At 51.4% G+C, this 18,194-nt stretch carries 18 protein-coding genes; 15 read left to right on the forward strand and 3 right to left on the reverse strand.

Annotated elements, in window-relative coordinates:
- Positions 1-236 precede the first annotated feature (236 nt).
- The 11 genes from ccoN to ttcA all read left to right on the forward strand — a co-directional run bounded on the left by ccoN (position 237) and on the right by ttcA (position 10,048).
- Positions 237-1,661: a cytochrome-c oxidase, cbb3-type subunit I gene (gene ccoN, locus G461_RS0114590; protein ID WP_026960126.1), complete on the forward strand. Its 1,425-nt coding sequence runs from the start codon at positions 237-239 to the stop codon at positions 1,659-1,661.
- Between the two features lie 11 nt (positions 1,662-1,672).
- A complete protein-coding gene (ccoO, locus tag G461_RS0114595; RefSeq protein WP_026972384.1) occupies positions 1,673-2,275 on the forward strand; it encodes a cytochrome-c oxidase, cbb3-type subunit II in 603 nt (200 codons plus the stop codon).
- 8 nt (positions 2,276-2,283) lie between these two features.
- Positions 2,284-2,466 carry a CcoQ/FixQ family Cbb3-type cytochrome c oxidase assembly chaperone gene (locus tag G461_RS0114600; RefSeq protein ID WP_026960124.1) on the forward strand — a complete coding sequence of 61 codons (183 nt, stop codon included), beginning with the start codon at positions 2,284-2,286 and terminating at the stop codon, positions 2,464-2,466.
- Positions 2,466-3,428 (forward strand): cytochrome-c oxidase, cbb3-type subunit III, encoded by a 963-nt coding sequence (gene ccoP, locus G461_RS0114605; protein ID WP_026972385.1) that lies wholly within the window; start codon positions 2,466-2,468, stop codon positions 3,426-3,428. Before G461_RS0114600 ends, ccoP begins: the two co-directional genes overlap by 1 nt.
- Positions 3,429-3,514: 86 nt before the next feature.
- Complete coding sequence (locus G461_RS0114610; protein ID WP_026972386.1) at positions 3,515-3,997, forward strand: FixH family protein; 483 nt, start codon at positions 3,515-3,517, stop codon at positions 3,995-3,997.
- Complete coding sequence (locus G461_RS0114615) at positions 3,987-6,365, forward strand: heavy metal translocating P-type ATPase (RefSeq protein WP_026972387.1); 2,379 nt, start codon at positions 3,987-3,989, stop codon at positions 6,363-6,365. The genes G461_RS0114610 and G461_RS0114615 overlap by 11 nt, the downstream gene beginning before the upstream one ends.
- Positions 6,362-6,520, forward strand: a complete 159-nt coding sequence (gene ccoS / locus G461_RS0114620) for a cbb3-type cytochrome oxidase assembly protein CcoS (protein WP_026960120.1) — start codon at positions 6,362-6,364, stop codon at positions 6,518-6,520. The genes G461_RS0114615 and ccoS overlap by 4 nt, the downstream gene beginning before the upstream one ends.
- The gene (locus G461_RS0114625) at positions 6,510-7,178 is read left to right on the forward strand and encodes a sulfite exporter TauE/SafE family protein (protein WP_026972388.1); all 669 of its coding nucleotides are present in this window, start codon (positions 6,510-6,512) and stop codon (positions 7,176-7,178) included. Before ccoS ends, G461_RS0114625 begins: the two co-directional genes overlap by 11 nt.
- Before the next feature lie 68 nt (positions 7,179-7,246).
- The gene (locus tag G461_RS0114630; RefSeq protein ID WP_026972389.1) at positions 7,247-7,999 is read left to right on the forward strand and encodes a fumarate/nitrate reduction transcriptional regulator Fnr; all 753 of its coding nucleotides are present in this window, start codon (positions 7,247-7,249) and stop codon (positions 7,997-7,999) included.
- A gap of 112 nt (positions 8,000-8,111) precedes the next feature.
- The gene (uspE, locus tag G461_RS0114635; RefSeq protein WP_026972390.1) at positions 8,112-9,050 is read left to right on the forward strand and encodes a universal stress protein UspE; all 939 of its coding nucleotides are present in this window, start codon (positions 8,112-8,114) and stop codon (positions 9,048-9,050) included.
- Positions 9,051-9,157: 107 nt separating this feature from the next.
- Entirely contained in the window at positions 9,158-10,048 is an 891-nt protein-coding gene (gene ttcA / locus G461_RS0114640) for a tRNA 2-thiocytidine(32) synthetase TtcA (RefSeq protein WP_035480405.1), read from the forward strand.
- A gap of 9 nt (positions 10,049-10,057) precedes the next feature.
- Here ttcA and cobB read toward each other — a convergent pair whose 3' ends face one another.
- On the reverse strand, positions 10,058-10,777 hold the full coding sequence (gene cobB / locus G461_RS0114645) for a Sir2 family NAD+-dependent deacetylase (protein ID WP_026972392.1): 720 nt from the start codon (positions 10,775-10,777) through the stop codon (positions 10,058-10,060).
- 503 nt (positions 10,778-11,280) lie between these two features.
- On the opposite strand from cobB, the gene G461_RS0114650 reads away from it, so the two are divergent.
- The 4 genes from G461_RS0114650 to G461_RS0114665 all read left to right on the forward strand — a co-directional run bounded on the left by G461_RS0114650 (position 11,281) and on the right by G461_RS0114665 (position 15,436).
- The gene (locus tag G461_RS0114650; RefSeq protein WP_026960114.1) at positions 11,281-12,306 is read left to right on the forward strand and encodes an amino acid ABC transporter substrate-binding protein; all 1,026 of its coding nucleotides are present in this window, start codon (positions 11,281-11,283) and stop codon (positions 12,304-12,306) included.
- 66 nt (positions 12,307-12,372) lie between these two features.
- Entirely contained in the window at positions 12,373-13,569 is a 1,197-nt protein-coding gene (locus tag G461_RS0114655) for an amino acid ABC transporter permease (RefSeq protein WP_026972393.1), read from the forward strand.
- Position 13,570: 1 nt separating this feature from the next.
- Positions 13,571-14,662 (forward strand): amino acid ABC transporter permease, encoded by a 1,092-nt coding sequence (locus tag G461_RS0114660; protein ID WP_026960112.1) that lies wholly within the window; start codon positions 13,571-13,573, stop codon positions 14,660-14,662.
- Between the two features lie 12 nt (positions 14,663-14,674).
- The gene (locus G461_RS0114665; RefSeq protein ID WP_026960111.1) at positions 14,675-15,436 is read left to right on the forward strand and encodes an amino acid ABC transporter ATP-binding protein; all 762 of its coding nucleotides are present in this window, start codon (positions 14,675-14,677) and stop codon (positions 15,434-15,436) included.
- Positions 15,437-15,504: 68 nt separating this feature from the next.
- Here G461_RS0114665 and ihfA read toward each other — a convergent pair whose 3' ends face one another.
- Together ihfA and pheT are read right to left on the reverse strand one after the other, a co-directional pair.
- Positions 15,505-15,801 (reverse strand): integration host factor subunit alpha, encoded by a 297-nt coding sequence (gene ihfA / locus G461_RS0114670; RefSeq protein ID WP_026960110.1) that lies wholly within the window; start codon positions 15,799-15,801, stop codon positions 15,505-15,507.
- Positions 15,802-15,803: 2 nt separating this feature from the next.
- The gene (pheT, locus tag G461_RS0114675; RefSeq protein ID WP_026972394.1) at positions 15,804-18,191 is read right to left on the reverse strand and encodes a phenylalanine--tRNA ligase subunit beta; all 2,388 of its coding nucleotides are present in this window, start codon (positions 18,189-18,191) and stop codon (positions 15,804-15,806) included.
- Between the last annotated feature and the right edge of the window lie 3 nt (positions 18,192-18,194).

Genomic DNA, 18,194 nt, shown 5'->3' on the forward strand with positions numbered 1-18,194 from the left:
GCAAAATTGATCTAGATCATGGACGGCTTTGCGCACCTGTTAAAGGTAAATGAGGTGTTGCTACGGAGCCCAAATAACTGAGCGATGTTGCTGTTTTTTATGCGTTTAATAACGTATGATCACATGTGTTAACATTTAGATAATTCTCAGTTTTTACTAAATGTTCGTCTCTGGAGAGATAAAGTGATTCCCGCTTTGCGGGCGTTCGATAACAATAGCAACGGAAGCAATCATCTATGAACCAAGCAGCTACGGCAGCAACTGACTACAACTATACGGTTGTCAGGCAGTTCACTGTAATGACCATTGTTTGGGGTATCGTAGGTATGGCTGTCGGGGTGCTGATCGCAGCACAACTTGTATGGCCTGCTCTCAACTTCGATACACCTTGGCTAACTTACAGCCGTCTACGTCCCCTTCACACCAACGCCGTAATTTTCGCATTCGGTACCAGCGCCCTGATGGCCACCTCGTTATACGTGGTGCAGCGAACCACCCAAGCTCGTTTGTTTGGTGGCGCGTTAGCCAGCTTTGTGTTCTGGGGCTGGACGGCGATTATTCTCGCGGCCGCCATCACCTTACCGCTGGGCATTAGCTCCAGTAAAGAATACGCCGAGCTCGAGTGGCCCATCGACATCGCAATTGCGGTGGTGTGGGTTGCCTATGGCATCGTGTTCTTCGGTACCTTGGTGAAACGAAAGGTTGCCCATATTTATGTAGCCAACTGGTTCTTCGGCGCCTTTATTATCACGGTTGCGGTACTGCATATCGTGAACAGTGGCGCCATTCCCCTGCATGCTGGCAAGTCTTACTCCATCTACGCCGGTGCGGTCGACGCCATGGTGCAATGGTGGTACGGCCACAACGCGGTAGGCTTCCTGCTAACCGCAGGCTTCTTGGGGATTATGTACTACTTCGTACCTAAGCAAGCTGGTCGTCCGGTATACAGCTATCGCCTGTCTATCGTGCATTTCTGGGCGCTGGTATCGATTTATATCTGGGCGGGTCCTCACCACCTGCACTATACGGCCTTGCCTGATTGGGCACAGTCGCTGGGTATGGTGATGTCGCTGATCCTGTTTGCACCGTCTTGGGGTGGCATGATCAACGGTATTATGACCCTCTCTGGCGCGTGGCATAAGCTGCGCTACGACCCTATCCTGCGCTTCTTGATTGTGTCACTGTCGTTCTACGGCATGTCGACCTTCGAAGGCCCAATGATGTCAATCAAGACCGTAAATGCGCTGTCGCACTACACCGACTGGACCGTTGGCCACGTGCACTCTGGCGCACTCGGTTGGGTTGCCATGGTATCGATTGGTGCGGTTTATCACCTCATTCCGGTGCTGTTCGGCCAAGGCCGTATGTACAGCATCAGCCTAATCAACACCCACTTCTGGCTATCGACTATCGGCGTTGTGCTGTACATCGTTGCGATGTGGATCTCTGGTGTTATGCAGGGTTTGATGTGGCGCGCAGTCAACGAAGACGGCACCCTGACCTATTCGTTTGTCGAGTCCCTAGTGGCATCGAAACCATTCTACATCGTGCGTTTGATTGGCGGCTTATTCTTCCTCGCCGGCATGTTCGTTATGGCCTACAACACGTATAAGACGATTCGTGCTGAGAAAGGCTCACTACAAGCAGTTGAACAGGATTAGGAGGCCATTCGATGAAACATGAAGCGTTAGAAAAGAACATTGGCTTACTGGCAATCTTTATCGTGATTGCGATTAGCTTCGGTGGTCTGGTGCAGATCACCCCGCTAATCTTCCAACCTGAGACCACAGAGCCGGTTGACGGGCTTACCCCCTACACCGCACTGCAGATGGAAGGTCGTGATATCTATATCCGCGAAGGCTGTAACAACTGCCACAGTCAGATGATTCGCCCCTTCCGTGCTGAAACCGAGCGCTACGGCCACTACTCGGTCGCCGGTGAAAGCGTGTGGGAGCATCCCTTCTTGTGGGGCTCAAAACGTACCGGTCCCGATCTAGCTCGGGTTGGCGGACGTTATTCTGATGAGTGGCATCGTGTTCACCTGATTAACCCTCGTGATGTGGTACCGGAGTCAAACATGCCTTCCTATCCTTGGTTGGCCGAGCGCACGCTCGATGGCAAAGATACTGGCGCCAAGCTGGCTATCTTCCGCGACTTCTTTAGTGTGCCGTACACCGACGAAGACATTGCAGGTGCCGAAGCCGCGGTTGCTGGTAAGACCGAGCTAGATGCACTGGTCGCTTACCTGCAGTCTCTCGGACACGCACTGAAATAGGAGGCGCTATGGATTTTGGAACCTTTAACGGCCTTTATACCGCTTTCTTGCTGATCATCTTCTTGGCGATCGTGGTTTGGGCCTATAGCAGCCGTCGTAAAAAGGACTTCATTGAAGCGGCCAACTTGGTCTTTGCCGACGAGCAAAAACAAAGTGCCAACAATAACAACCAACAAGGAGCACAGAAATAATGACAGCGTTCTGGAGTGTGTGGATTACTGTTATCACCTTAGGAAGCATCGCTGGTTGTTGTTGGTTGCTGTACATCTGTACCAAGAACAACACGGGTGTTGAAGAAGGTAAGTCGATGGGCCATGAGTTCGATGGCATCGAAGAACTGAACAACCCCCTTCCTAAGTGGTGGAGCTACATGTTTGTGCTCACCATCGTCTTTGCCTTGGGCTATCTGGCGTTCTACCCCGGTTTGGGTAATTGGCAAGGTTTGTTTGGCTGGAAGAGTGCCGAGAAAGACATTAAGTCGATAGCCGAAGGTCAGGAGCGTATCGCGGCCTACCAAGGTGATGTTGCTAATCAATATCAAAACGAAGTTGCGCATGCTGATGCGCGCTTCGGTGAGGTATTCAAAGCCCTGGCCTACGACAGCGACGGCTCATACAAAGCCATCGAAGACTTAGCGCTAGACCCAGAAGCTATTAAGGTTGGCGAGCGTCTTTACCTGCAAAACTGTTCGCAGTGTCACGGCTCGACCGGTCGTGGCGGTAAGGGCTTCCCTAACCTCACCGATGGCGACTGGCTATACGGCGGTACTGGCGAGCAGATCAAGGCAACCTTGATGTATGGCCGCGCGGGTCAAATGCCGGGTTGGGAAGCGGTACTGGGCGATGATGGCATCGAGCAGATGACCGACTACGTACTGAGCCTGTCGGGCCGCAAGGTTAACGATGTTAACGCGGCCAAAGGTGAAGCGCAGTTCGCCATGTGCGCAGCCTGTCATGGCGCCGACGGTAAAGGGAATCAGGCCTTAGGTGCGCCGAACCTAACCAACGGCATCTGGCTATACGGTGGTTCACGCAAGGCTATCGAAGAAACCCTTCGTTACGGCCGTAACGGTGTGATGCCGGCTTGGGAAGACATACTAGGCGAAGATAAGATTCATCTGATCAGTGCCTACGTGTACCAACTTTCCCGCTAGCAGTTAGCAAAGATGTTATATAAGCGGCGCTTTTAGCGTCGCTTTTTTGTTATATTGTTGTTTCATCATGTAAAAGGGAGTGTTTGATGATTGCGCCGTGGTATAAGCAGTTCTGGCCTTGGTTCTTAATAGCCCTTCCCGGGGCTGCCGTAATCGCCAGTTTTGCCACTTTGTACTTAGCCATATCCAGCCCAAACGATATGGTTGTCGAGAGTTACTATAAGAAAGGTAAAGGGATTAACTCTGATCTCTCATTGATGGAAAACGCACGCCAACTCGGCATTAACGCCAAGGTACGCGCCGAGCGCGATCATTTGGTGCTCAACATCACCCTGCCAGAGGCGCAGCGTGCTCAACCCCTATCCATTCAACTTGCTCACCGCACCCAAGCCGGCAAAGACTATCAAGCGATGGTTACCGCCGATGCTAACGGCGAGTATCGTTTTGCCCATGATCTAAGCGACCAAGGTCGCTGGTATCTGCAGATCATGCCGGTCGATAAAAGCTGGCGCCTGGAAGAGAGCTTAGTGTTACCGTTGGGGATTGAAGAAGTTATTGATGGAAAGTAGTCGTTGTTACCACTGCGGGGAGCTGATCCCTGCAGGCTTTAACCAATCTGTAGACATCCTAGGAAAAGCCCGCCACATGTGTTGCATTGGTTGTGTCGAGGTCGCTAAAACCATCGTGCAAAGTGGCCTAACCGATTACTACCAACACCGCACCAACAATGCCCCCTCCGCGCAAGGCTTAGTGCCCGATGCACTACAGCAACTGATTCAGTATGACGACGATGCGGTACAACAAGAGTTTGTGGCAGACCAAGGCGAGTACCAAGAAGTATTGCTATCGGTTGAAGGCATAAGCTGCGCAGCCTGCGCTTGGCTTATTGAAAAACAGGTCGCCGCCATCCCGGGCGTATTGAAAATCGCAGTGAACTCCACCACCTTTCGCGCCACCCTGCGCTGGGATAAACGTAAATGTGAGTTAAGCAAGGTCCTGCAGAGTATCCACACCCTGGGTTACCAAGCCGCGCCTTTTCAGGTTGACCAGCAAGAGCAGCGAGACCGCAAGCTCTATCGCAGCTATCTACTTCGACTAGGCTTGGCCGGTTTAGCGACCATGCAGGTGATGATGTTTGCCATTGCGCTGTATGGTGATTTCTTTGGCGACATGGAGCTTATCTACCGGGACTACTTTCGTTGGGTCAGTTTGATTTTGGCAACGCCGGTGCTGCTGTATTCGGCTCAACCGTTTTACAGCGGCGCCTATCGCAGTATCCGCGCTGGCACGCTCAATATGGATGTCCCGGTATCAATAGCCCTGCTCGGCGCCTACAGTGCATCGCTGTACGCCACCGTGCGCGGCACTGGCGAGGTCTACTTTGAGTCGGTGTCGATGTTTACCTTTTTGCTGCTGCTTGGCCGCACTCTGGAGCTGCGAGCCAGACGCAAGGCCAGCGAATCATCCTCCAACATGCTTAAGCTGGTGCCAAAGGTTGCACAGCGCGTGAACAGCGATGGCCAGTTGGAGCAGGTTGCTGCCAGCCAGTTGCATTTGGGCGATACGATTATGATTCGCCCCGGCGAGACGATTCCCGCCGATGGCGATATTAGCGAAGGCCATAGTCAGATCGACGAATCGATGCTTAGTGGCGAGTCGCTGCCGCAAGACAAGCGAGTTGGCGATGCGGTGTATGCAGGCAGCATCAATCATCAGCAAACCATTAAGGTGTCGGTAACTGCTGTTGCGCAGAACACCTTTGTTGCGCACCTACTGCGCATGCAAGAGAGCGCTGCGGTATCGAAAAACCGTACTGCGCGCTTTGCCGACTTAGTAGCCCGCTATTTCGTGGCGGCGCTGATTGCCGTTGCGATCGCCACCTACAGCTTTTGGCATTGGTACAGCCCGGAAGACGCCTTTTGGATTACTCTGTCGGTGCTGGTGGCCACCTGCCCGTGTGCCCTGTCACTGGCAACGCCCACTGCCCTTACCGTGGCGACGCATCGGCTAGCCAAACAAGGCTTTTTGGTAAAACAAGGCCATGTGCTAGAGCTACTAAGTAAGCTTACCCAGTTAGTTAGCGATAAAACCGGTACCCTTACCGAAGGCCGCTTACAACTCATTTCCACTGAAGCGCTGGCAGAGCTCGACGAGACTAACCTTAACCTGATTGCCGCTACATTGGAGTCACATACCACCCACCCAATTGCCCATGCCTTTGCTAGTACGAACCAGAACCTGTTGCAGGCGGAGCAGTTTACGCATCTGCCCGGCTTTGGTATCGCCGGTAGTATCGACTGTGTAACCTATCGCTTAGGAGGAGTAGAACAAGAACCAAGCAGCGTTCAAACTAGCTTGGTTCTGGGCCTTTATAGAGGCGAGCAATTACTTGGTCGTTTTTACCTGGCGGATAACTTGCGAGAAGGCGCTAAAGAGTTTGCGCAAGAACTGGAACAGCGTGGTATTAACCTTAGCCTGTTGACCGGTGATAAGTCAGGCCAGGTGTCACATGTAGCCAACGCACTGGCTATCGCTGATATCAAATCAGGCGTGTTACCCGAGGATAAGCTCACCCATGTTCAGGCGTTGGCTAGCGAGCATCCCGCCACCGCTATGCTTGGCGACGGCGTCAACGACGGGCCGGTGTTGGCAGGCGCGCCGCTCTCTATTGCTATGGGCATGGGCAGCGACGTGGCAAAATCTTCTGCCGATGCCATCCTGGTTCGCCCCAAGCTATCTGTGATTGTCGACGCCATCGATTTAGCTCAGCGCTGTCGTAGCATCATTCGCCAAAACTTCGCCTGGGCCTTAGGCTACAACGGCATTATTCTACCCTTGGCGGTGTGTGGCTTTGTGCCCCCCTATCTGGCCGCTTTAGGCATGTCACTCTCATCGCTAATCGTGTTGGCAAACTCTTTAAGATTGGGGCGTCTATGAGCATCATCTTTATCCTGATCCCGATTGCTTTGGTCTTCGTTGCCATCGGCATCGGCGTGTTCTTTTGGGCGGTCAACAACGAGCAGTTTGAAGACCTTGATCGCCAAGCCAGTAATATCCTGTTTGAAGAGAAGAAAGAGGACGATGAGCAGTAGCGCACTGGTTAGTGCCTTTCTAACCGGCCTGCTCGGCGCCAGCCACTGTCTGGCAATGTGTGGTGGTATAGCCTGTTTGTTAGGCACTCGCAGCAGCAAACACAGCACACGCTCCGCAGCCATGTCGGCGCTGCTGTTCAACACCGGCCGGATAACCAGTTATGCCCTTGCAGGTTTTGTTGTGGCGGGCTCTCTGTCTCAGATTGCCCGAGTCGCCGACTCAACCAAGATGTTGATGGCCCTCCATTGGATTGCAGCGCTGATGATGATCCTGTTGGGCATTCATCTAATGCGATTTTGGTCAGTGCTTGCGCCGTTAGAGCGGGCCGGCCAGTTGTTATGGCGCCCGATCCAGCCCCATGCCAGCCGCATGCTAAGCAGCCAGTCTACTTGGGGCGCACTTCCCCTTGGCATGCTTTGGGGTTGGTTGCCCTGTGGCCTGGTTTACTCCACCCTCACCCTAGCCGCTGCGCAAACCAATGCTGCTAAAGGCGCACTAGTGATGGCCTGTTTTGGGGCCGGAACATTTACAATAATGTGCTTTGCCGTTATGTTTGGTAGCAAAATTCAGGCGTTCGCCAAGCACCGAGCGCTTCAAATCATCAGTGGATTACTGGTTGTGTCTTTAGGTGTGAACCAGCTCGTAAAATTGTTTTAGATCAAACTCTAGGCAAAGTGATTGTTAACATGTAAAATCTCCGCGTTGAGTTTTAATGATTGATAGATATGAGTATCAGCCCCAAAAATGGCCAACGCATCCAAACAGGTGGTTGTGCCATCCACTGCCAAGACTGCAGTATTGCCCAGCTTTGTATTCCATTCTCACTGAACGAGACTGAGTTGGATCGCCTCGATAGCATTATCGAGCGCAAGAAGCCGATTCAGAAAGGTGAAGAGATTTTCGCCGCCGGAGACAAGCTTAAGAGCCTGTATGCTATTCGCTCCGGCACTATCAAGTCTTACACTATCACCGAGCAAGGCGATGAGCAGATCACTGGCTTCCACCTCGCCGGCGACCTGGTTGGTTTTGACGCAATTAACAAGCAAAGCCATCCTAGCTTCGCCCAGGCCTTGGAAACCTCGATGGTATGCGAAATTCCTTTCGAGACCCTCGACGACCTGTCTGCCAGCATGCCTAAGCTACGTCATCAGTTGATGCGCTTGATGAGCAACGAGATTGTTGCCGATCAAGAGATGATTCTGTTGCTAAGCAAAAAGAACGCTGAAGAGCGCTTGGCGGCCTTTATCTATGGCCTGTCACAGCGATTCTCAGAGCGTGGTTTCTCTCCTCGCGAGTTCCGTTTGGCGATGACCCGTGGCGACATTGGTAACTACCTCGGTCTGACCGTTGAAACCATCTCGCGTCTGCTTGGCCGCTTCCAAAAAGCCGATATTATCGCAGTAAAAGGCAAATACATTTCTATTGCCGACCGTGAAGCGCTACGCCAATTGGCGGGTGCCAAACAAGAGACTGCGTAAGCCAAGTCACATTCAAGCGCCTGTTTTTTAAGGCGCTTGATATGCACCTCTAAGTTTTCTTCCTCTCGATAAGCTACAGTTATAGTGCGACTCAATGACAACGGAGCGCCCTATGATTAAGTACCGAAACATACTTGTCGTTATCGATCCCCTCCATGACGAGCAGGCTGCTCTTTCGCGTGCGATCTATCTGGCCAAGCGTGAAGACGAAGCCAAGATAACCGCGCTACTGAGTATTTATGACTTCTCCTATGAGATGACATCGATGCTCTCAGTCGATGAGCGTGAAGCCATGCGCGCTGGAGTGATTGAAGAACGAAAACAATGGTTGGACGAGATCCTCAAAGAGTATCGCAGCCAAGGTATTCCTATCGATGCCAAGGTGGTGTGGCACAACCGCTTATTCGAATGTGTCATTCAAGAGGTACTCGACCAAGGCCACGACCTCGTGGTGAAGTCTACCCACCCTCACCCAACCCTACAATCGATCATCTTCACCCCGAATGACTGGCATATTCTCAGAAAATGCCCAACCCCAGTGCTAATGGTGAAAGAGCATGATTGGCCAGAAAATGGTAATATCTTGGCCGCTATCCATGCCAGCTCCGAAGACCCGTCACACACCACCATGAACCAAAACATCGCCACCGAAGCGAAAGATCTGTGCAAACTGCTCGGTGCCAACCTACATGTAGTCAACGCTTACCCGTCAGCACCGGTCAATATTGCCATTGAGCTACCGGATTTCGACCCTCAGCGCTATAACGAGAACGTGCACGACTTCCATGAGAAAGAGCTAGGTGAGTTTGTTGAACAGCACTTTAGTTGCCCGTTGAACAGTCATCTAAGGGAAGGCTTAGCCGACGATGTCATCCCAGACATCGCCGCTGAGATTGATGCGGAGATCGTCATCTTGGGGACATCCGGCCGTAGCGGTTTTAGTGCTGCGCTTATCGGCAACACCGCCGAGCATGTCATCGACCAACTCAATTGCGACTTACTTGCGCTAAAACCCGATAACTTCGTCTGTCCACTGGCAGATAACGAGTAATCTTCCAACGCCAACTAGCATCCCTTCGAGCCGCGTTAATACGCGGCTTTCTCTTGCGCTGGCTGCGCTTGCCGATATAATTAGCCGGCTTTTTCAGGGGGCCTATTATGTCGAGTAGCAACAAGCAAGTGTACAACCAGAACAAACTCCAAAAACGAATTCGCCGTCATACCGGTCAGGCGATCGCTGATTTCAATATGATTGAAGCTGGCGACAAGGTAATGGTGTGTTTATCTGGTGGTAAAGACAGCTATGCGATGCTCGATATTCTGATGAACCTACGCGCCCACGCACCAATCGACTTTGATATCGTGGCTGTGAACCTAGACCAAAAGCAACCGGGGTTCCCCGAAGACATATTGCCCGCCTACCTTGAAGGCTTGGGTATCGACTACAAGATTGTTGAAGAAGACACCTACTCCATCGTGAAAGAGAAAGTGCCGGAGGGGAAAACCACCTGTTCGCTTTGCTCGCGCCTACGCCGCGGTATCCTCTACCGAACCGCTACTGAGTTGGGCGCTACCAAGATCGCGCTAGGCCACCACCGCGACGACATCCTGGAAACGCTGTTCTTGAACATGTTCTACGGCGGTAAGCTTAAGTCGATGCCACCGAAGCTGGTAAGCGATGATGGCAAACATGTGGTTATCCGCCCTATGGCCTACTGCAAAGAGGCGGATTTGGCGAAGTACGCCGAGGTGAAAGGGTTCCCAATCATTCCTTGTAACCTATGCGGCTCTCAAGAAAACCTGCAACGTCAGGCGATCAAGCAGATGCTAGTCGATTGGAACAAGCGCTTCCCAGGCCGTATCGAGTCGATGTTCCGCTCGGTGCAAAACGTGGTGCCTTCGCACTTGATGGACCATGAACTGTTCGACTTTAAATCGATTGATAGTGAGAGCGGCATTATCGATGGCGGTGACATTGGCTTTGATAAGCCGCAGTTCGAACAGCCCGCCGTCGACAACGAGCCTGTTGTTCAGATCGTCGAGCTTTAATATCACTACCTACCCGGCCTGCTCCATTCCCAGTTGTTCAACAAACCACGGGACGATTTCGCTGGCCGGTCCGTAATACTTCTCGTCAAACTCGCTCTCCATCTCTGAAGGCGCTAGATTGAGCTCCACGGTGCGTGCACCGTGGCAGGCGGCTTCATGTACAAACCCCCCTGCAGGATATACATGGCAAGAGGTGCCGATAGCGACGAACAAGTCGCAGTGGGACAGCTCATGGTAGATCTTATCCAAGCCAATCGGCATCTCGCCAAACCACACCACATGCGGTCGTAAGCGGACCGGAAACTGGCAGCAAGTACAGAGTGTGTCCGCGCCAAGCTCGCCCGACCAGCTAGTGGTTTGGCCGGTTACTGGGCAGCGCGCCTTAAGCAACTCTCCGTGCATATGCAGAACATTCTCGCTACCGGCACGCTCGTGTAGGTTGTCGATGTTTTGGGTGATCACCAGTAACTCAATGTCATCATGGCGCTCGAGTAGCGACAAGGCTTGGTGAGCCGGATTTGGCGTAATACTGTCGGTTTGCAGCATCTGACGGCGAAGGTTGTAAAATTTGTCCACAAAGTCAGGATCGCGCTGGTAGGCTTCAGGGGTAGCGACATCTTCAACCCGGTGATTCTCCCATAAACCGTTATCGTCACGGAACGTTTGGATGCCAGACTCTGCAGAAATGCCTGCCCCGGTCAAAATAACCACTCTTTTTTTTCTATCCATAACTATTCTGCGCTCCTTTGCAGGATATTTCCTTAAGGATAGTAAGTGAAAGTGGTGAATAGTCCTACACGACCTAAGTAGTAAAATCCGTTAAGCATTTACATACAGTTAACACTTTTGAGATTTGAAAGAGGTTTGCTCTTTTATTCACAGATAAGCCAGATAACCTGCCTAAAAAGGCGCGCAGAGCGTTTTTTTAAACAATACAATTCGCTTTCATAAATTTTAACGCCAATAAATCAGCGAATTACAGATTCCTGTGCTAGGTTTTTAGAGATTGTAAGTATGTGGTTTATGGTCACTATTACATGTAGATGCAATAGAATGCTCGTCCACTGCATTTATATGCATTAATGGTCGATATAACCACGTTTTTTAGGCATGGCAGTGTTGCGATATTGTTGACACTCCAAATTTGAATGTTTATGTTGTTTTTTGCTGGTTTTTGACGGAGTTCGCAAAATACCAAGCAAACACAACAAACAAGGTACAGGGAAGAAAACATGTTTAAAAAATTACCCGTAAAATCGGTCGTTGCGGCAGCGGCCTTGGTTGTAGCTTCTGGCGCGCAAGCAGAGGATGCCACTCTTGCTGCAGTAAAAAGCAAAGGATTCCTGCAGTGTGGCGTAAGCGCGGGCTTGCCGGGTTTCTCTAACCCCGACTCAGAAGGTAACTGGCAAGGTTTGGACGTCGACGTATGTCGTGCCGTTGCAGCCGCCGTTCTGGGTGATGCTTCTAAAGTAAAATACACTCCACTCACCGCGAAAGAGCGTTTTACCGCCCTACAATCTGGTGAGATTGACATTCTTTCACGTAACACCACTTGGACCCTGACCCGTGACAGCTCACTGGGTCTCAACTTTGCTGGTGTTAACTACTACGACGGCCAAGGCTTTATGGTGAGCAAGTCACTGGGCGTATCCAGTGCCAAAGAGCTTGATGGTGCCGCCGTTTGTATTCAATCGGGTACCACCACCGAGCTTAACCTCGCTGACTACTTCCGCGAGCACGGCATGACCTACACCCCAGTGGTATTTGACACCTCTGACCAAACTGTTAAAGGGTTTGAAGCCGGTCGTTGTGACGTTCTGACTTCTGACCAAAGCCAACTGTACGCACTGCGCATCAAGCTAGCTAAGCCAGACAGCGCAATGGTACTTCCAGAGATCATCTCTAAAGAGCCTTTGGGCCCGGTAGTTCGCCAAGGTGACGACCAGTGGTTCAACATCGTTAAGTGGTCACTGTTTGCCATGATCAACGCTGAAGAGCTAGGCATCAGCTTGGAGAACGTTGATGAGATGCTCAAGTCTACCAACCCTAACGTGCGTCGCTTGTTGGGCCTTGAAGGTCCTAAAGGTAAAGGCCTGGGTCTGGATGACAAATGGGGCTACAACATCGTTAAGCAAGTGGGTAACTACGGCGAAGCCTTCGATCGCAACGTAGGTGCTGGCTCTCCTCTGGGTATCGCCCGTGGCGTGAACGCGCTATGGAAAGATGGCGGCTTCCAATACGCTCCGCCAATCCGCTAAACATCACTACTACAAAAGAGTGGGCCCTGCCCACTCTATTTTCTTGCAACATCTCAGGGTAAAAATATGGCTGCTAGTCCTTCCCAAAAGGATAACTCAGCATTCTCTTTACGTAAGGTCTGGTTCGACCCTAACGTAAGAGCGCTTGTTTTCCAGCTTCTTACCGTTGCTGCCGTAGTAGCGTTCTTCTATTACATCGTCAGTAATGCACTTTTCAATCTCGACAAACGGGGAATTACCACAGGTTTTGCGTTCTTAGAGCAAACCGCCGGATTCGGCATTATTCAGAGCCTCATCGATTACGATGAAAGCAAAAGTTTTGGCGTCGCATTTCTAGTTGGCCTATTTAATACCGTGTTGGTCTCCTTCATCGGTATCATTCTTGCCACTATCATCGGCTTCATCATGGGCGTGGCTCGCCTATCCTCTAACTGGTTAATCTCCAAGCTGGCAACGGTTTATATCGAAACCTTTCGAAATATACCTCTGCTGCTGCAGATCTTTTTCTGGTACATCGTAGTACTGACTCCACTGCCGGGACCACGCCAGAGCCTGTCGTTGTTTGAGATGTTCTTTTTAAACAACCGTGGCTTGTACGTTCCCAAGCCTGTGTTCGAAGATGGATTCGGTTTGGTAATCGCAGCGTTTGTTGCAGCTATCGTGATCTGCATCGTAGTTGCACGCTGGGCAAGTAAACGCCAAGAAACCACCGGACAACAATTCCATACTCTTTCATTTAGTGCTGCCACCTTGGTGGTTCTGCCGCTACTCGCCTATTTTGTTGCAGGCTCGCCCGTTAGCTGGGAGATGCCGGCACTGAAAGGCTTCAACTTCCGCGGTGGTGTCACGGTTTATCCCGAGTTTATCGCGCTACTTATCGCCTTGAGTATCTATACCGGTGCGTTTATCGCTGAGATTGTGCGTTCGGGGATCTTGGCCGTCAGCAAAGGTCAAACGGAAGCGTCAGTGTCACTTGGGTTATCCAAAACTCAGATGCTAAAACTGGTGATCATTCCCCAAGCTATGCGAGTGATTATCCCACCGCTAACCAGCCAGTATTTGAACCTGACTAAAAACTCCTCGCTGGCGACAGCCATCGGTTATCCGGACTTGGTGTCGGTATTTATGGGTACCACCCTGAATATTACCGGTCAGGCTATCGAGATTGTGGCAATCACCATGGCGGTCTACCTCACTATCAGTATCACCACGTCAGTACTGATGAATATCTATAACCGTAAGATGGCATTGGTGGAGAGATAGTATGTCAGTACATGAGTTCAAACCTGATCTTCCGCCACCATCGTCAAGCCTTGGCGTAGTCGGCTGGCTGAAGACCAATCTGTTCAATGGTCCAGTAAACAGTATTGCCACCTTAGTGCTTCTGTACATTTTGGTGCCGCCACTGTGGTCTGCCTTTCAATGGATTTTCCTGAATGCAGACTGGGTCGGTGACTCCCGAGAGATGTGTACCAGCGGTGGTGCGTGTTGGGTGTTCATCAACGACCGTTTCGGCCAGTTTATCTACGGTTACTACCCTGTTGAGCTGCGCTGGCGAGTTGACGCCTTCTTCATCTCATTGGCCGTCATCATTGGCCTGTTGGTCTATGAAAAAACGCCGCAGCGCGCCAAGCTTGGTATCTTCTCTTTGACTATTTACCCCATCATCGTTTTCTTCCTGTTAAACGGTGGCGTGTTGGGTATGGAGCCGGTGGAGACGCACCGTTGGGGTGGCCTAATGCTAACCTTGGTGATTGCCATCGTCGGTATCGTTGCCGCACTGCCCTTCGGTATTGTGTTGGCACTGGGCCGCCGCTCAGAGATGCCGATCATTCGCAGTTTCTGCACCATCTTCATCGAGTTTTGGCGAGCGGTTCCGCTAATCACCGTGCTGTTTATGGCCTCGGTAATGCTGCCACTGTTCGTTAGCGAAGAGATTGAGTTCAACAAACTGCTGCGGGCGATGATTGGTATCATCTTGTTCCAATCTGCCTATATGGCCGAGGTAATCCGTGGTGGCCTGCAAGCCATTCCAAAAGGCCAGTATGAAGCCGGTGAAGCACTTGGCCTTTCTTACTGGCAAAGTATGGGACTGATCATTTTGCCGCAAGCGCTGAAGATTACCATCCCGTCAATTGTGAACACCTTTATCGCCCTGTTTAAAGACACCAGCTTAGTGTTGATTATTGGGCTGTTTGACTTGTTGGCCGTAGGCCAGGCCGCACTAGCTGACCCTGCGTGGTTGGGCTATTCAGTGGAAATGTATGTATTTGTTGCCTTTGTATTCTGGCTGTTCTGCTTTGGTATGTCGCGATACTCGATATACCTCGAGAAGAAGCTACATACAGGCCACTAACAAGGAAGAATTATGAACCAAGCAACTAATCCTCAGCCTGAAACCGTGATTGAACTGAAAGGCATGAATAAATGGTACGGTGAGTTTCACGTACTCAAAGACCTCAACCTGAAAGTCACGAAAGGCGAGAAGATCGTTATCTGTGGCCCGTCGGGCTCGGGCAAGTCGACCATGATCCGTTGTATCAACCGACTTGAAGAGCATCAAACTGGCCAGATTATCGTGAATGGCACCGAGTTAACTGCCGATTTGAAGAACATTCATATCGTGCGCAGCGACGTAGGTATGTGCTTCCAACACTTCAACTTGTTCCCTCACCTTACGGTGCTGCAGAACTGCTGCCTGGCACCGATCTGGGTGAAAAAGCTTCCTCAAGCGGAGGCTGAAGCGACTGCCATGAAGTACCTGGAGCGCGTGAAGATCCCCGACCAAGCCGACAAGTACCCCGGCCAGCTTTCCGGTGGTCAACAGCAGCGGGTAGCAATTGCGCGAAGCCTGTGTATGAACCCATCGATTATGCTGTTTGATGAGCCAACCTCCGCACTCGACCCAGAAATGGTACGCGAAGTACTGGATGTAATGGTTGAACTAGCAAATGAAGGGATGACCATGCTGTGTGTAACCCACGAAATGGGCTTCGCCAAGCAGGTAGCAGACCGGGTTATCTTTATGGATCGCGGGGAGATCATTGAAGAGAACGAACCAACCTCGTTCTTTGAGAATCCGCAGTCGGATCGCACCAAGCTGTTCTTGAGTCAAATCCTCAATCACTAGAGGAAGCTTTCAGAGCAAACTAAAAAGGACGCCAATGGCGTCCTTTTTTATCACTGAAGGAAATACAACTAGTCTTCTGGTTGCGCGTCTTCGACACGACTTTTCAGCTTCTGACCCGGGCGGAATGTCACTACCCGACGTGCTGAAATAGGAATGTCTTCCCCGGTTTTAGGGTTCCGGCCAGGACGCTCATTTTTTTCACGTAGATCGAAATTACCAAAACCAGACAGCTTAACCTGTTCACCATTTTCCAAAGCGCCCCTAATTTCTTCAAAAAACGCTTCTACCACTTCTTTTGATTCACGTTTGCTGAAGCCGAGTTGTTCAAATAGATTCTCTGCAAGGTCAGCTTTAGTCAATGCCATAACTAGTCCCTCAAGGATGCGTCAAACTCAGTTGCCAATGCAGCAACAACTTTATCAACGGTTGCTACGATTTCTTTTTCTTCCAAAGTTCGGTCTTGCTCTTGCAAGGTCATGCTAATCGCCAGACTCTGCATACCTTCTGCAACACCTTTCCCTTTGTATACATCGAACAAGTTTACGCCAACTATTTGATTTCCGCCAACTTTCTCTATGCAATTAATCAAATCTGCTGCAGCTATCTTGTCAGATACCAAAACCGCTAAGTCACGACGGTTTGCCGGGAACTTAGAAACCGGCTTCGCATCAGGCAAGGCACGCTGAGTTACCACTGATTGCTCAAGTTCGAACACGAATACCTTACCGCTAACGCCAAAGGCTTTACTGTGTTGCGGGTGTAGCGCGCCGATAACACCAACTTGCTTGCCATCGAACATAATCGCGGCACTCTGGCCCGGATGCAGCGCCGGGTGTTCACAGCGAGCAAAGCTGAACTTGTTTGCCTGAGCACTTAGCTCGATTAAGGCTTCTAGATCACCTTTGATATCGAAGAAATCGACTTCGCGGTTCTCTTGGTTCCAAGACTCTTGGTTCACCGTGCCGCTAATAGCGCCAGCGATCATAGGTACCTGGCTTACACCGTTTTCGGCGTCACTGTCTGGTACAAAACGTAGGCCAGTTTCGAAAATACGAACCCGTGACTGCTGGCGTTTTTGGTTGTACGAGATGGTATCAAGCAGGCCGGTAAGCAGGCTCAAACGCATCGCCGACATCTCAACCGAGATAGGATGTGGCAGCACCATCGCCTCTTCGCCCGGATGCAGCAGCTCTTGACGCTTAGGGTCGACGAAGCTGTAGGTCACCGCTTCTTGATAGCCGCGTCCACACAGCAACTGACGGAGACGGCTCAGAGGAATACCGGCTTCCTTAGTATCGTTCATTTTCAGCGCCGCTTGTGGCGAGATGTTTGGAATGTTGTTGTAGCCGTAGATGCGCGCCACTTCTTCAATCAGATCTTCTTCGATCTCCATGTCGAATCGGTAGCTTGGCGCTAGCGCCTTCCAACCCAGCTCAGATTCTTGCACTTCCATGCCTAGGCGTTGCAAGAACTCGGTCACTTGAGTGCGTTCGAAGGCTTGGCCAACGACTTTCTCAAGGCGGGCATGGCGTAGCGTAATCTCTGCGGCTTTAGGCAGCTTGTCTGAGTCGCCCGCTTCAACCACAGGGCCAACCTGGCCACCGCAGATCTCAACGATCAGTTGGGTGGCACGCTCCATGGCTTTGTACTGCAGCTGATAATCGACACCACGCTCGTAGCGGTGTGAAGAATCGGTATGCAGGCCATATTGACGCGCGCGGCCAGTAATCGCCAGCTTGGCGAAGAAGGCACATTCAAGGAAGATGTTTTCGCTGCTTTCGGTAACACCGGTCGCTTCACCACCGAAGATACCGGCCATAGCGATCGGGCCACGGTTATCGGTGATCGCCAACGTGTTCGACTGCAGCTCAACTTCGTTGCCATCGAGCAGAACCAGCTTCTCGCCCTCTCCCGCTGGGCGCACATTGATACCGCCTTGTAGCTTGTCTAGGTCAAAGGCATGCATTGGCTGACCAAACTCGATAAGCACGTAGTTGGTGATATCGACTACGGGATCGATAGAACGAATACCGCTGCGACGCAGCTTTTCTACCATCCACAGAGGCGTCGTTGCTTTAACGTTAACGCCGCGGATCACGCGACCTAAGTACGTTGGGCACTGTTCGGTAGCGGTTACGGTAACCGGGAAGGTGTCATCGATAGAAGGCTCGACATCGTCCCAGCTAGGCTCGGTAACGTCCAAGTTGTTGAGTACGCCCACTTCGCGTGCCAGGCCTGCAATGCTCAGGCAGTCCGCACGGTTTGGCGTGAGGTCTACTTCGATAGCAACGTCGTTTAGCTGCAAGTAGTCACGCAGATCAGTGCCGATAGGCGCATCGGCGGGCAACTCCATGATGCCGTCGCCTTCGTCGCTTATACCCAGTTCACTGAACGCGCACAGCATGCCGTGAGACGGCTGACCACGCAGCTTCGCTTTCTTGATTTTGAAATCACCAGGCAGTACCGCGCCAACTTTCGCAACGGCCACTTTCAGGCCTGCGCGGCAGTTCGGTGCGCCACATACGATGTCGAGTAGCTCTTCTTCACCCACGTTCACTTTAGTCACGCGTAGCTTGTCTGCATCTGGGTGCTGACCACACTCGACCACTTCGCCGATTACCACACCGTTGAAGTCACCGGCTACTGGCGCTACATCATCAACTTCCAAGCCGGCCATAGTGATCTGTTCGGCAAGCTCTTCACTGCTAATGGCTGGGTTAACCCACTCTCTTAGCCAAGATTCACTGAATTTCATGTC

The organism is Aliagarivorans marinus DSM 23064, assembly GCF_000429485.1.
Taxonomy (GTDB): Bacteria; Pseudomonadota; Gammaproteobacteria; order Enterobacterales; family Celerinatantimonadaceae; genus Aliagarivorans; species Aliagarivorans marinus.

Excerpts from the sequence above, each read along its gene's own strand:
- pheT (WP_026972394.1), bottom strand. The coding sequence starts at position 18,191 with ATGAAATTCAGTGAATCTTGGCTAAGAGAGTGGGTTAACCCAGCCATT.
- ccoO (WP_026972384.1), top strand. The coding sequence starts at position 1,673 with ATGAAACATGAAGCGTTAGAAAAGAACATTGGCTTACTGGCAATCTTT.
- cobB (WP_026972392.1), bottom strand. The coding sequence starts at position 10,777 with ATGGATAGAAAAAAAAGAGTGGTTATTTTGACCGGGGCAGGCATTTCT.
- ccoP (WP_026972385.1), top strand. The coding sequence starts at position 2,466 with ATGACAGCGTTCTGGAGTGTGTGGATTACTGTTATCACCTTAGGAAGC.
- G461_RS0114655 (WP_026972393.1), top strand. The coding sequence starts at position 12,373 with ATGGCTGCTAGTCCTTCCCAAAAGGATAACTCAGCATTCTCTTTACGT.
- G461_RS0114650 (WP_026960114.1), top strand. The coding sequence starts at position 11,281 with ATGTTTAAAAAATTACCCGTAAAATCGGTCGTTGCGGCAGCGGCCTTG.
- G461_RS0114660 (WP_026960112.1), top strand. The coding sequence starts at position 13,571 with ATGTCAGTACATGAGTTCAAACCTGATCTTCCGCCACCATCGTCAAGC.
- ccoS (WP_026960120.1), top strand. The coding sequence starts at position 6,362 with ATGAGCATCATCTTTATCCTGATCCCGATTGCTTTGGTCTTCGTTGCC.
- G461_RS0114610 (WP_026972386.1), top strand. The coding sequence starts at position 3,515 with ATGATTGCGCCGTGGTATAAGCAGTTCTGGCCTTGGTTCTTAATAGCC.
- G461_RS0114625 (WP_026972388.1), top strand. The coding sequence starts at position 6,510 with ATGAGCAGTAGCGCACTGGTTAGTGCCTTTCTAACCGGCCTGCTCGGC.
- G461_RS0114600 (WP_026960124.1), top strand. The coding sequence starts at position 2,284 with ATGGATTTTGGAACCTTTAACGGCCTTTATACCGCTTTCTTGCTGATC.
- ttcA (WP_035480405.1), top strand. The coding sequence starts at position 9,158 with ATGTCGAGTAGCAACAAGCAAGTGTACAACCAGAACAAACTCCAAAAA.
- ihfA (WP_026960110.1), bottom strand. The coding sequence starts at position 15,801 with ATGGCATTGACTAAAGCTGACCTTGCAGAGAATCTATTTGAACAACTC.
- G461_RS0114630 (WP_026972389.1), top strand. The coding sequence starts at position 7,247 with ATGAGTATCAGCCCCAAAAATGGCCAACGCATCCAAACAGGTGGTTGT.
- ccoN (WP_026960126.1), top strand. The coding sequence starts at position 237 with ATGAACCAAGCAGCTACGGCAGCAACTGACTACAACTATACGGTTGTC.
- G461_RS0114615 (WP_026972387.1), top strand. The coding sequence starts at position 3,987 with ATGGAAAGTAGTCGTTGTTACCACTGCGGGGAGCTGATCCCTGCAGGC.
- uspE (WP_026972390.1), top strand. The coding sequence starts at position 8,112 with ATGATTAAGTACCGAAACATACTTGTCGTTATCGATCCCCTCCATGAC.
- G461_RS0114665 (WP_026960111.1), top strand. The coding sequence starts at position 14,675 with ATGAACCAAGCAACTAATCCTCAGCCTGAAACCGTGATTGAACTGAAA.